This window comes from Hoyosella subflava DQS3-9A1, from assembly GCF_000214175.1.
Classification (GTDB): Bacteria; Actinomycetota; Actinomycetes; order Mycobacteriales; family Mycobacteriaceae; genus Hoyosella; species Hoyosella subflava.
Genome location: NC_015564.1, coordinates 1,841,887 through 1,854,299, shown reverse-complemented (window position 1 = coordinate 1,854,299; position 12,413 = coordinate 1,841,887). Strand labels below are relative to the sequence as shown.

The window sequence follows — 12,413 nt, the reverse complement described above, 5'->3', positions numbered from 1 at the left end:
ACCGCATCCGCGTCCGACTTGGGGTAGTTTACCTGCGTGTTTCCCTCACAGTTGAAGTCAAGGTCGCCTTTGAGCACGGCGGACATCATCAGCATGGTGATGTGGCCGCTCGCCGTGATGACGGTCATTCACCGCACTGTCATCCTCGCGTTCAACGGCGCAGTGACCAACGACTTTCTGCCGATCTACACGGCAGCTGTCAACTTCATCAACTACACCGATGTCTACCTCGGCAACTTCAACTGGACAGACCCGCACTATCTCTACCCGCCCAGCGGCACCCTGATGATCGCTCCGCTCGGTTATCTCGACTACGATCTTGCGCGGCGCCTGTACATCGTGATCAATGCCATCGGGATTTTGGTCGCCGCATACTACCTGCTGAAGATGTTCGGCTACGGCCTGAAGTCCGTCGCGATGCCCATCACGATCTTCGCGATGTTCTCCACCGAGACGGTATCTAACACGCTCATTTACACGAACATCAACGGGCTAATCTTCCTCGCACAGATTCTGTTTCTCAAGTTCCTCCTCGAGCGCCGCTTGTGGTGGGCGGGGGTGCCGATGGGGCTAACGATCGCGATAAAACCGATCTTGGCGCCGCTGCTGATCTTCCCTTTCATCAAGAAACAGTGGCAGCCATTTGTGGCGTCCCTCGGGATTCCGCTGGTGCTGACAGCCATCGCCTGGCCGTTGTCCAAAGATCCAGGGCGATTTGTGCGCGAAACCGTCCCCTACCTTGCCGAATCAAGGGACTACTTCAACAGTGCAATCTCCGGCAACGCGGTCTACTACGGCTTGCCTGACTGGATGGTCCTCGGACTTCGCGGACTCTTCGCGGTCATCACCCTGACGTCGCTCTGGCTGCTCTACCGCTACTACCGCGACGATGAACTCTTCTTCCTGTGCACAGCGTCGGGCGTGATCCTTACCGCCCAGTTCCTGCTCGGGTCGCTCGGCCAGATGTACTACTCGATGCTGATCTTCCCACTGCTCATGACAGTGGTCATGAAGCGCTCGGTCATGCGGAACTGGCCCGCATGGCTCGCGGCGTACGGCTTCCTCACGTTCGACATGTGGTACTCGGTGCCGTGGCGCCAAACGGGTGAAGCGCTGCAGTTCCTCCGCACGACGCTCGGGTGGAGCCTCCTGCTGATTGTGGTCTGCACAGTGCTCGTGAACCGTTACCTCGATGCACGGAAAGCGGGCACTCTGGATCAGGGACTCGACCCGCCCTATATTCGCGATGACGTGGAGTACGCGGGCGTGCCCACGAAGTACCGGACACCGCCAGCCCCCTGAGCAGGTCTTCGAGCCCACACAGCAGATTTGCTGCACGATCGCGACCAGTTCCAGGCTCTTCGGGCGAGGTGATTCAGCGATACTCAACACGTGATGTCGGCGAGCGCACTTCGTACCCTGGATGAACTGCACGATCGACTCGATCTGCATTCAGGCGATATACAGGCCAAACGTTCTGCGTTCTGGACAATGCTTGCCCTCTCCGGGGTGATCGCAACCGCCGGTGTCATTACCGATTCAACCGCAACAGTAATCGGCGCAATGATCATCGCGCCGCTATCCACGCCCATCCTGGGGATGGCCCTCGGGGTTGTCACCGGCTCACTTCGACTGATAGCGCGGTCGGCCACGGTAGTGGCACTTGGCGCGCTTGTGGTCATTCTTATTGGTCTTGTCGGTTCTGCCGCGATGTTCGACGTCCCGGACATCATGCAAAACTCGCAGATTAGTTCGCGCACTTCGCCTCGCGTCATGGATCTTGTCGCTGCGATCGCGACTGGGCTCGCAGGGTCATTCGCCATTGCCCGGCGTGATCTCGGAGATGTCCTTCCGGGTGTGGCCATCGCCATCTCGCTAGTGCCTCCGCTCGCTGTGGCTGGAGTATGCTTCGGATCGGGGGATTTCCTTCATGGGCTTGGCGCACTGCTTCTTTTTCTCTCGAACGTTGCTGCCCTTGTCACCGCATGTGTCCTCGTTCTCGCGATCTCTGGTTACACCGCCGCGGCACAGCACGACGGCGCATTCCGGCGCGGACACGCGTATCTCGCGGTAGGAGCGTTCCTCGTTGTCGTTGCGATCCCCATTACCGTGAACACGGTGACTCAGATTGTTGTTGCGAAGTGGGTCTCGGACGTGCGGGCGGCCGCCACCATTTGGATAGCCGACACTCCTCGGGGCCATATTGAGAACGTGGACTCGAACGGTGCACGGATCACCGTCGATGTGCGAAGCCCTGATCTTCCGCCCCCGCTTGAGGTGCTGATGTCTGATCTCGAGCGGACGGTGCCATCGTGGCTCGAAGTGACGATCGTGCACACCCAGGGCGAACGCATTCCCGAATAACGTATTAGCGTTGAAGCATGAGTAATGAGGATTTACCCGCGCCGAAGGTTCAGCTCACAAATTCGGAGTGGCGTCAGCGCCTCACCGCGGAGGAGTTCGTCGTCTTGCGGCAGGCGGGTACGGAGCGACCGTTTACCGGTGAGTACACCGACACGAAGCAGCCAGGAGTGTACGAATGCCGTGCATGCGGGGCTGAGATCTTTCGCAGCACAGAGAAGTTCGAATCCCACTGCGGCTGGCCGTCGTTCTTCGACCCAGCGTCATCCTCTGCGGTGATCCTGAGGGAAGACAAGTCGCTTGGTATGCGCCGCGTCGAAGTGCTGTGCAGCACGTGCCACAGTCATCTCGGCCACGTATTCGAGGGCGAAGGCTACCCCACCCCCACCGACCAGCGTTACTGCATCAACTCGATCAGCCTGCGGCTGGTTCCTGCAGACAGCTGATCAAGGCAATGCGTGGATGAGGTTAGCGGCATCCACGCGCGGGCCGGTGAAGAATGGAATCTCTTCGCGAACGTGGAGCCTCGCCTCAGTCGCTCGGAGATCCCGCATCAGGTCGACAATGCGATGCAGTTCTGGAGCTTCGAAGGCGAGAATCCACTCATAGTCACCGAGCGCGAACGAGCTGACGGTGTTGGCGCGGACGTCAGGGTAACCGCGCGCAGCTTTGCCGTGGTCCGCGAGCATCTTGCGCCGCTCGTCGTCCGGAAGCAGATACCACTCATACGAGCGAACAAAGGGATAGACGCAGATGTAAGCGCCTGGATCTTCACCGGCGAGGAACGCAGGGACGTGGCTCTTGTTGAATTCTGCGGGCCGATGCAAGGCCACCGAACTCCACACCGGCGCACTTATACGCCCCAGTGTTGTGGTACGCCGAAAATCTTGGTAAGCGGCCTGGAGGTCCTCGACCTGTTCGGCGTGCGTCCAGATCATGAAGTCCGCATCTGCCCGCAGCCCAGAAACGTCATAGACGCCGCGCACGACGATTCCGCGTTCTTCGAGCGACGCGACGAACGCATCGAACTCCTTGATCGCCGCGTCCCGCTCGTCACCGAGAATTCCCGGTTCAACCTGGAACACGGAGAACATGAGGTAGCGGATCGTATCGTTGAGTGCCTTGTAATCAAGCCGTGCCATGGCCCCTATCCTGCCACGTCGCCAATTGCTTTCGTGACGGCAGCGTCCGCGGAGGCGATGCACGCTGGTACACCCACGCCATGCAGGTAGCCGCCCGCCACCCCGATACCCGGCAACTGGAGAACGCCTTCCTCGATAGCCTGCACGCGGCGCTGATGGCCTGGCTCGTACTGCGGGAGGCCGTCAGGCCAGCGCTGCACCGTCGACAACCGCGGATCCACATCGATTCCAGTTAGTACGCGCAGATCCGCACGCGCGACCCGGACCAGGTTCTCGTCCGGGAGCGCCGTGACAGGCGGATCGTCACCAAAGCGCCCGAGCGACACCCGCAGCAGCCCGCGACCGCCCTGATGCGGCCACTTGCGACTTGTCAGCGTGACTGCCTTGGCATCGAGCTTCTCCCCGCCCGCAACGAGCACCCCCGACCATTCAGGCAGCACCGAGTCGTCATCGAATGCGAATGTCACGACTGCGCTGCTCGCATGTCTGATCTCCGCGGCAGCTGCCGCAGCGGCAGGCGCATGACCGGATATGACGCCTGGGAGTGCGTGCGCCGGCAAAGCCAGAATGACGATATCCGCATCGCTCGCGACGTCTGTCCTCCAGCGTTTCCCCGCGCGGCTCAGCACTCGTGCCGAAGCAGAAAGCCGAACTTCGGCACCAGCCGCTCGCTCCAGCGCGTTCAGCAGCGTCTGGTAGCCGTTGCGGAAGGTCGCGAAAACCGGCCCACTCCCCGTAGCGGGTTTGAACGCGCCGCGGACGGCTGCTGTCAGACTCGCCGCACCTGAATCGAGTGCCCGGGCGAGTTCCGGAATCGCCGCGCGGATCCCCACCGTGCTTGAGTCACCGGCATACACACCAGCAATAAGCGGGTCGACAGATTTACGGACGACTTCCTCACCGAAACGCTCGCGAACAAGCTGCGCGAGGCTCCAATCCGCGCCAGTTTCCCACGTGAAGAGCCGCTTAGCTTCGCCTGCTGCGTAACCCTCAGCTGCCGCACTGACAAGGCCTTTCAAACCCTTGATGCTGGCCTCCGAGGCCGGGATACCCATGAATGCCCCTGGCGGCAACGGATGCGCGGATCCGTCCGCCCAAATCACAGGACGAACGCTCGACGGCGTCACCAGCTCGTCACCGAGCCCGAGTTCCTTGGCAAGGCTGAGGACCTCGGGGCGCCGCTGGACGAAGGCTTCGGCGCCGACGTCGACGGGGCCATCGTCGATCGTGAGGGTTCGGAGCTTGCCCCCTAGGCTTTCCGACGCCTCACATACAGTGATGGCGGCAGCTGGTCCCAACGCCTGCCGCAGCCGATAGGCGGCGGTGAGCCCTGCGATGCCACCACCGAGCACGAGAGCGTGACGCACTGGCATACTCACGGGAACCTCACAGCGAGTGAACGAGCTCCACAACGCGAGTGAGCACCGTCGGGTCAGTTTCCGGCAACACTCCATGCCCGAGATTGAAGATGTGCCCGCGCGCTCCGATTCCCACCGCGGCGTCAGCTTCCCGGACGATACGCCGCACTTCCCGCTCGATCGCGTCCCAGCCTGCGAAGAGCAGCGCGGGGTCGAGGTTGCCCTGCAGAGCCTTGCCCTTGCCTACTCGGCGCGCAGCCTCGTGCAGTGGGATGCGGAAATCGACACCGACGACGTCGGCCCCCGCCTCGCCCATCGCGCCGAGGAGCTCACCGGTGCCCAAACCGAAATGGATTCTCGGCACGCCAGCTTCCTCGAGCTCGTCGAAGATGCGGGTCGAGTGCGGCAGCACGAATTCGCGGTACTCAGCGAGCGACAGTGCTCCCGCCCAGGAGTCAAAAAGCTGCACCGCATCTACCCCGGCCTGCGCCTGCGTCTTCAAGAACACGATTGCGATATCCGTGAGCTTTCCCAGCAGCTGATGCCACACATCGGGCGCACTGTGCATCAGCGCTTTCGTCTGAGCGTGGTGGCGGCTCGGCCCACCCTCGACCAGGTAGGAAGCGAGCGTGAAGGGCGCTCCCGCGAACCCGATTAACGGGACGTCGCCCAATTCGCCCGTGAGCAGCGCTACCGCCTCCGCGACTGCCGCGACTTCATCAGGCTGCAACCGCGGAAGCCGCGCGACATCCGCACTGGAACGTATGGGCTCCGCGACAACTGGACCCCGACCCGCAACGATGTCGAGGTCAACTCCGGCGGCCTTCAGCGGCACGACGATGTCAGAGAATAAGATCGCCGCATCGACGTTGTGGCGGCGTACCGGCTGCATCGTGATTTCACAGACCAGATCCGGGCGAAAACACGATTCGAGCATACCGATACCGGCCCGGAGTTCACGGTACTCGGGTAGCGATCGGCCCGCTTGCCGCATAAACCACACTGGACGGTGCGTGGGCTGACGCCCGTCGACGGCAGCGAGGAAAGGCGCGTCGGTCAGAACCCGACGATGGGGGTAGGCGAGATTACTATGCGATGTGGCGCTCATGATGGCTCCATCCTCGCATGCGGCGCAGAGTGAGGTGCCACCAGATAACAGTAAGGACGCCGAAAAACTTCAATTCAGTACAGATCGGCTCCACTCAGGCGTGGGGTCGGCGCGCCTCCTCTAAGCGCAGTGTGATCCACACTACCGTCCGAACCTGTGACGACGCCAAGCCCTCATTCCGAGCCGGAGCAGTTCCGCACCGCGGTTGAATCAATGTCGAGTGCGGCAGTCCGCCCAGAGATCGTGGTCGGCCCCATCCGGCCGCCACAGCGACTCGCGCCCTACAGCTACGCGGTCGGAGCGGAAGTCAAACACCCCGGCAGTGACATCGTGCGGGAGTTCTCAGAGGGCGACGCGTTCGGCCGCCTCATTCTGCTGTACGACCCCAACGGTGACGAAGCCTGGAACGGGATTTTCCGGCTCGTCTCCTACATTCAGGCTGACGTGGATGCCGCGCTTGCCGAAGATCCCTTGCTTCCCGAGGTCGCGTGGAGCTGGCTCAAAGACGCACTCGATGCCCGGACACACGACTACACGGCGCTCGGGGGCACCGTCACTGCTACGACGTCAGTTCGGTATGGCGATATCGCTGGGCCGCCGAAAGCACACCAACTGGAGATGCGCGCCTCGTGGACACCTCAGACGCTGGACCTTAAGGCACAGGTTGAAGCTTTCTGCGAGGTGCTCGAATACGCGGCGGGTTTGCCGCCCATCGGGATCACCTCGATCAACGGCCGCTTTCGTACGCAGTGACGCGAACCCTCGTAGCCCAGTCCGCCTGCTCGCGGCTTATTCCTCACGTACGCTAGCGCCTTATGAGCGAGGTCAGATCAGGCGGTGACGGCAGCGAGCCCGTGCCGCTGTTAGCGCCGCGCGAGGGTCTGCCGCCGCTCATTGAACACGCGAACGCCCTTGCGGTGGCGGCTCGCGCAATCGAAGCTGGGACCGGGCCTCTCGCGGTTGACGCAGAACGCGCATCCGCATATCGATACTCCGCGCGGGCCTATCTCATCCAACTGCGCCGTGCCGGGTCCGGAACGTTTCTGATTGACCCAATACCACTGCGAGGTTCCTTCGAACCGCTCGCCGCCGTGATCAATCCCCTCGAATGGGTGCTTCACGCTGCGGACCAAGACTTGCCAGGGCTCGCGGAACTAGGTCTCACTCCGACGGCACTATTCGACACTGAGCTTGCCAGCCGACTCGCTGGCCTCGAACGCGTTGGGCTTGCGGCGATTTCCGAGAGCCTGCTCGGATTCTCACTTGCGAAGGGGCACGGGGCAGCCGACTGGTCCTCTCGGCCGCTGCCCACTTCCTGGCTCAACTACGCCGCTCTCGACGTCGAAATCCTGCTGGACCTTCGCGAGGCACTCGATCGAGAACTCACCTATCAGGGCAAACGCGAGTGGGCTACCGAAGAATTCGAGTTCGTGCGCACCCGGCCCGCTCTTGCGCCGTCACCCGAACGGTGGCGACGAACCGCGAATATTCACACCATCCGTGACAAGCGTGGGCTCGCTACGGCACGCGAACTGTGGTTCACGCGCGACATGATTGCTGAACAAGAAGACATCGCGCCGAAGCGGATACTTCCTGACGCCGCTATCGTGGCTGCCGCGGTACGGCGTCCGCGAACCGCAGCGGACCTGCGCGCGGTTCCCGGTTTCGGTGGCCCACGCCAGCGGCGCAGAGCCCACCGCTGGCTGGACGCCATCGAGCGAGCACGTACGCTCCCCGGTTCCGAGCTGCCACCGCTTCGAGCCCCCACCGATCACACAGCCCGCGGCGCGGCCCGGCCTCGCCCGGGTACGGACGCCGCGAACCGGCTGTCTGCGGTGCGGAAGGAACTCACGGTGGTCAGTGACGCTGTTTCAGTTCCGGTCGAGAACCTGCTCGCCCCCGACCTCGTACGGCGATTATGTGCTAGCCCGCCCGAGCCCGCCACCAGCGACTCTCTCATGCAGGCGCTAAAGGAAGGCGAGGCGCGGCCCTGGCAAATAGCACTCGCCGTACAGCCCCTCGCGAGGGCCTTATCGGCCCCTGGCTCCGCATACGAAAAGGATGCGTAATGACGCGAAGAATAGCCTCTTCCGCTCTCTGTGCGGCGCTAGCCGTCGTCGCCCTCGTTCCTGCATGTAGCGGGGGCATTCTCGGCAACCGCGGCGGTGACACGCGATGCGGGGACTTCCTGTCGCAGGACGAGCAGGCGCAGCGGGAAACTATCCGGGCCTATCTGAGCGAAAGCGGCGAAGATCCCGTCAACCTGCAGATTGACACCACACGGGTTGTCGTAATCGGCTTCTGCCGCACTCTCGGCCGTGACGATGACCCAATCCGCAGAATCGAGGGGTGATTCGGCCCTGACGAGGCTAGGAGCCGGTGACGGGCGCTGAGCTATCGAGCCCAGCCTCGCTGATCGCTGTGCTTCCCAGCCGCGCGGCCCACCCGGTCACCTGTCGCGCGATGTTCTGGGCCGTGATCCCGAGTTCATCCAGCACCTGGTCGCGTGACGCGTGGTCGAGGAAGCGCTGTGGGATACCCAGCTCACGGGTGCGGACATCGACCCCGCCCGCACGCAGCACCGCAGCGACCGAGGACCCAATTCCGCCGTGCACGCCACAATCTTCGATTGTGACCACGAGACGGTGCTGCTCGGCAAGCTTCACGAGCTCCTCGCTCACCGGCAGGACCCACCTGGGATCGATGACTGTGGTGCCAATCCCGTGTTTCTTGAGTAGGTCGACCACGTCGAGCGCAAGCCGCGCGAACGGTCCCACCGCAACAAGGAGAACATCCGCATCCGCGTCGCGATGGAGGACATCTATACCGTCACCAACGCGCTCGAGCGCGGGGATATCCGGCCCAACCGCACCTTTGGGGAATCGCAGCGCGGTAGGCCCATCCACTATCGACACTGCTTCCGCGAGTTCCTCACGCAGGGTAGCGGCATCGCGCGGGGCTGCTACGCGCATGCCGGGCACAATGCCCAGGATCGAGAGATCCCACATTCCGTTGTGGCTGGCTCCGTCGGCGCCGGTGACGCCCGCCCGGTCGAGGACGAGTGTGACAGGTTGCTTCAGCAGCGCGACGTCCATCAAAAGCTGGTCAAAAGCACGGTTCAGGAAGGTCGAGTAGACAGCCACCACGGGGTGCATTCCGCCGAGAGCGAGGCCAGCCGCCGACGTTAGTGCGTGCTGCTCCGCGATTCCGACGTCGAACATGCGGTTCGGATACTTCTTACCGAAAGCGGCAAGGCCGGTGGGACCAGCCATCGCTGCCGTGATCGCGACGATCTCTTCCCGCTCGCGCGCTAGTTCGATGAGTTCCTCAGAGAACACCAACGTCCAGTCACGAGCGGGTTTACTCTTCGCCAGACCTGTCTCCGGGTCGATCACGCCGGTCGCGTGCATCTGATCGTCGATGTGGTTCTCAGCATGGAGGTAGCCCATACCCTTACGGGTGACAGCGTGAACGATCACCGTGCCGCCAAAATCCTTCGCGCGTCGCAGCGCGGATTCCACTGCGCCGAGATCATGTCCGTCGACCGGGCCGAGGTATTTGATTCCGAGGTCAGAAAACAGGGCTTGTGGACTAACGGCGTCCTTGATTCCTGCTTTCATTCCGTGCAACATCGCGTACGCCGCATCACCGACCATCGGGATACCCTTGATCGCTTTTCGGCCGCTCGCCAGCATTTTCTCGTAGCCGGGCTGAAGCCGGAGCGCAGAGAGGTGATCGGCGAGCCCGCCAATCGTCGGCGCGTATGACCGGCCATTGTCGTTGACAACGATGACAAGGGGCCGCTGCTTGTCGAGTGCGATATTGTTCAGCGCTTCCCAGCACATTCCGCCAGTGAGTGCGCCATCGCCAACGATCGCAACCACGTGCCGGGAGTGCTGCCCGGTCAGGCCGAAGGCCTTCACAAGCCCGTCCGCGTAGGACAACGCCGCGGATGCGTGCGAGGACTCAACCCAGTCATGCTCGCTCTCCGAACGCGCGGGGTAACCCGACAGGCCACCCTGCTTGCGTAACGTGTCGAACTGGTCTGCGCGACCGGTGAGAATCTTGTGCACGTAGGCCTGGTGGCCGGTGTCGAAAAGAAGCGCATCGTGGGGGGAATCGAAGACGCGGTGCAGCGCGAGTGTGAGTTCAACGACACCCAAGTTCGGGCCAAGATGGCCACCGGTGGCTGACACCTTGCGAACCAGGAAGTCCCTGATCTCGCCCACAAGAACCAAGAGATCCTCGGGTGCGAGCTCCTTGACGTCACCAGGAGTTCGAACGCGCTCCAGAAACCCCAACGAGTAACTCCATTCGTTCGAGCGGCACGGACCTCACCGTCCCAGCGTCATGGTTCTGTCCAGTCTACGGATATAGCGGGCCGCTTCCAGCCAATGTGGGCCAATCAACGGTTTCTCACGAACATACCCACGCACTCGACGTGGTGTGTGAGTGGGAACGCGTCGAACGCACGCAACTCTGCCAGACTGTAACCTGCGGCGCGATACAGTGCGCAATCACGCGCGAAGGCGGCTGGGTCGCAGCCAATGTGAATGATCCGTCGCGGTGCCGCGGCGGCGACCTTGCTAATCACCGCGCGGCCAGCACCCACCCGCGGGGGGTCCAGAACCACCACGGCGGGGTTTGCGGAGAGGGTATCGATCACGCGCTCAGTCGCGCCCCGATGGAAGCGTACCTGCGGAAGGTCCGCGACCGCGGCCACCCCATCGCGAACAGATTGCGGCGCAGCCTCGACTGCCTCGACATAACCTCCGCTACCTGTCTGAGCTCCGAGGACCGAGGCGAAGACCCCAGCCCCGCTATAGAGATCCCAGGCGCCCTCGCCCGGGCGCAGATCGGCCCATTCCGCAACGATCCCAGCGTACTGTTCCGCTGCGCTTGTGTGCGCCTGCCAGAATCCAGATGCGGCGATCTCAAAAGCTCGTCCCTGCACGTATTCCACGGCGCGCCCCGAACCCTCGCGCACCGCCTCCGAACGGGGGCGGGCGCGTGCGGCGCGGCGTGCAGCCGCAGACCGGCGTTGCTGCTCCGCCGAGTCGGTACGGTTGGGTCGGCGCCTCCCCGCGTGAGCCGGTGCGATCTCAATGATGTGCCTGGTGCCGTCGCCGTCACGAACCACTTGGAGTTCCGCCCCCGCTGTCCATTTGCGGGCGCCGATGCCGGACAGAAGGCCAGGCACAGGCTGTGGGCAATCGAGGCGCGTTACGAGGTCGTTGCTCCGGTGGCGCCGGAAGCCAGCAGCGCCCGTGCGGTCCACGCCAAGCCGGACCCTCGTCCGCCAGCCACCGACGCTGACCGCTCCGGGGCTCAGGTCTCGCGGCAACGTCTCAACACCGACCGCACGGTCAATGTGCGCAATCCTCCGAAGCTGGCCTGATACAACCGCCGACTTCACATCGAGCTGCCGACTGGGAAGAATATGAGCGAGATCGCAGCAGCCCGCTCCCGCATCACTGACTGAACACACAGACTCAACCCGGTCGGGCGAAGGGTCCACGACATCGACCGTTTCGGCGAAGCAGTGGCTTCCGCCGCGGTCATCCGTGATCAGCGCCCGGACCCGTTCACCAGGGATACCGCGGCGCACAAACACGACGCGCCCATCGTGGCGCGACACGCACCACCCACCATGTGCCGGATCACCAAGTGTTACTTCGACGGTCTGCCCGCGCCAGCGCTCTGTGGCATCGTCCACTAGAGCCTGGTTCCTTGCTCACCGCTGTGCGGCGCAGCTTCGTCCGGATCGCTTTCACCGGAGGCTGACGCCTCGTCGCCACGGCTAGCGTCCTCGATCGCCTGATCAGCCTTGCGGACGGCGATCACGCAGACGAGGAATGCAACAGCCGCGAGTGGCCACCCCATCGCGAGCCGGGCGAACGCGAGCATGCCGGTCTGGTCAGTGTCGTAAAGGTGCGCTTGAACGAGATAGCGCGCACCGAAGACAAGCACCCACACCCCGGTCGCAAGATCGTAGTACCGCAGCGCGGTCCGATTTCGTCGCCAGGCGGTACCGCGCTCGTTGAGGAAGCTCCACAGGACGCCGACCAGGGGCCAACGCACCAGGACCGACAGCAAAAAGACCGAGCCGTACACGAGGCTCGTGTAGATACCAAAGAGGAAGAAACCCCGCGCCTCCCCTGTGCGGTGCGCGATGAACGCACAGATGCCCACGCCGATGAAGCCGGAAATGGCGGGCTGGATGGCGTCCTTGCGCACCATTCGCCACACCAGCACCGCCACCGCCGCGCCCAGCGCGACCCAGATCGCGGCGGTGAGGCCAGCGATGGTGTTGGTGACGATGAAAACCACGATGGGCACCGTCGACTGGATGAGACCACTGACCCCACCTAGCTGGTCGAGCCGTGACTGCTGCTGATCGAACACACTATGAGGGTGCCACATCTCGGGCACACCGCGCGCCAT

12 protein-coding genes are annotated in these 12,413 nt (G+C 63.1%); 6 read left to right on the top strand and 6 right to left on the bottom strand.

Annotated elements, in window-relative coordinates:
* Window positions 1-36: 36 nt before the first annotated feature.
* From AS9A_RS08600 to msrB, 3 genes are all read left to right on the top strand, one after another.
* Window positions 37-1,302, top strand: coding sequence for a glycosyltransferase family 87 protein (locus tag AS9A_RS08600; RefSeq protein ID WP_013806583.1), 1,266 nt, complete (start codon window positions 37-39; stop codon window positions 1,300-1,302).
* 93 nt (window positions 1,303-1,395) lie between these two features.
* Window positions 1,396-2,364: a TIGR00341 family protein gene (locus AS9A_RS08595; RefSeq protein ID WP_041450964.1), complete on the top strand. Its 969-nt coding sequence runs from the start codon at window positions 1,396-1,398 to the stop codon at window positions 2,362-2,364.
* A 17-nt stretch (window positions 2,365-2,381) separates the two neighbouring features.
* The gene (gene msrB, locus AS9A_RS08590) at window positions 2,382-2,807 is read left to right on the top strand and encodes a peptide-methionine (R)-S-oxide reductase MsrB (RefSeq protein WP_013806581.1); all 426 of its coding nucleotides are present in this window, start codon (window positions 2,382-2,384) and stop codon (window positions 2,805-2,807) included.
* Here msrB and hemQ read toward each other — a convergent pair whose 3' ends face one another.
* Genes hemQ through hemE form a run of 3 tightly spaced genes read right to left on the bottom strand, consistent with a single transcriptional unit; the run spans window position 2,808 to window position 5,969 of the window.
* A complete protein-coding gene (gene hemQ, locus AS9A_RS08585; RefSeq protein ID WP_013806580.1) occupies window positions 2,808-3,503 on the bottom strand; it encodes a hydrogen peroxide-dependent heme synthase in 696 nt (231 codons plus the stop codon).
* A 5-nt stretch (window positions 3,504-3,508) separates the two neighbouring features.
* On the bottom strand, window positions 3,509-4,876 hold the full coding sequence (gene hemG, locus AS9A_RS08580; RefSeq protein WP_013806579.1) for a protoporphyrinogen oxidase: 1,368 nt from the start codon (window positions 4,874-4,876) through the stop codon (window positions 3,509-3,511).
* 13 nt (window positions 4,877-4,889) lie between these two features.
* A complete protein-coding gene (gene hemE, locus AS9A_RS08575) occupies window positions 4,890-5,969 on the bottom strand; it encodes a uroporphyrinogen decarboxylase (protein WP_013806578.1) in 1,080 nt (359 codons plus the stop codon).
* A gap of 156 nt (window positions 5,970-6,125) precedes the next feature.
* Between hemE and AS9A_RS08570 the strand changes: the two genes are divergently transcribed.
* The 3 genes from AS9A_RS08570 to AS9A_RS08560 all read left to right on the top strand — a co-directional run bounded on the left by AS9A_RS08570 (window position 6,126) and on the right by AS9A_RS08560 (window position 8,322).
* Window positions 6,126-6,722, top strand: coding sequence for a DUF3000 domain-containing protein (locus AS9A_RS08570; RefSeq protein ID WP_083826500.1), 597 nt, complete (start codon window positions 6,126-6,128; stop codon window positions 6,720-6,722).
* 62 nt (window positions 6,723-6,784) lie between these two features.
* A complete protein-coding gene (locus AS9A_RS08565) occupies window positions 6,785-8,038 on the top strand; it encodes an HRDC domain-containing protein (protein WP_013806575.1) in 1,254 nt (417 codons plus the stop codon).
* On the top strand, window positions 8,038-8,322 hold the full coding sequence (locus AS9A_RS08560; protein ID WP_013806574.1) for a hypothetical protein: 285 nt from the start codon (window positions 8,038-8,040) through the stop codon (window positions 8,320-8,322). The genes AS9A_RS08565 and AS9A_RS08560 overlap by 1 nt, the downstream gene beginning before the upstream one ends.
* Before the next feature lie 16 nt (window positions 8,323-8,338).
* Here AS9A_RS08560 and dxs read toward each other — a convergent pair whose 3' ends face one another.
* From dxs to AS9A_RS08545, 3 genes are all read right to left on the bottom strand, one after another.
* The gene (gene dxs, locus AS9A_RS08555) at window positions 8,339-10,270 is read right to left on the bottom strand and encodes a 1-deoxy-D-xylulose-5-phosphate synthase (protein WP_013806573.1); all 1,932 of its coding nucleotides are present in this window, start codon (window positions 10,268-10,270) and stop codon (window positions 8,339-8,341) included.
* A 104-nt stretch (window positions 10,271-10,374) separates the two neighbouring features.
* Window positions 10,375-11,685, bottom strand: coding sequence for a class I SAM-dependent RNA methyltransferase (locus tag AS9A_RS08550; RefSeq protein ID WP_013806572.1), 1,311 nt, complete (start codon window positions 11,683-11,685; stop codon window positions 10,375-10,377).
* Window positions 11,685-12,392, bottom strand: coding sequence for a DUF3159 domain-containing protein (locus tag AS9A_RS08545; RefSeq protein WP_041451717.1), 708 nt, complete (start codon window positions 12,390-12,392; stop codon window positions 11,685-11,687). The genes AS9A_RS08550 and AS9A_RS08545 overlap by 1 nt, the downstream gene beginning before the upstream one ends.
* Window positions 12,393-12,413: the final 21 nt, after the last annotated feature.

Bases quoted from the DNA above. Each gene is read 5' to 3' on its own strand.
- AS9A_RS08595 (WP_041450964.1), top strand. From the start codon at position 1,396: ATGTCGGCGAGCGCACTTCGTACCCTGGATGAACTGCACGATCGACTC.
- msrB (WP_013806581.1), top strand. From the start codon at position 2,382: ATGAGTAATGAGGATTTACCCGCGCCGAAGGTTCAGCTCACAAATTCG.
- hemQ (WP_013806580.1), bottom strand. From the start codon at position 3,503: ATGGCACGGCTTGATTACAAGGCACTCAACGATACGATCCGCTACCTC.
- hemG (WP_013806579.1), bottom strand. From the start codon at position 4,876: ATGCCAGTGCGTCACGCTCTCGTGCTCGGTGGTGGCATCGCAGGGCTC.
- hemE (WP_013806578.1), bottom strand. From the start codon at position 5,969: ATGAGCGCCACATCGCATAGTAATCTCGCCTACCCCCATCGTCGGGTT.
- AS9A_RS08565 (WP_013806575.1), top strand. From the start codon at position 6,785: ATGAGCGAGGTCAGATCAGGCGGTGACGGCAGCGAGCCCGTGCCGCTG.
- AS9A_RS08560 (WP_013806574.1), top strand. From the start codon at position 8,038: ATGACGCGAAGAATAGCCTCTTCCGCTCTCTGTGCGGCGCTAGCCGTC.
- AS9A_RS08545 (WP_041451717.1), bottom strand. From the start codon at position 12,392: ATGTGGCACCCTCATAGTGTGTTCGATCAGCAGCAGTCACGGCTCGAC.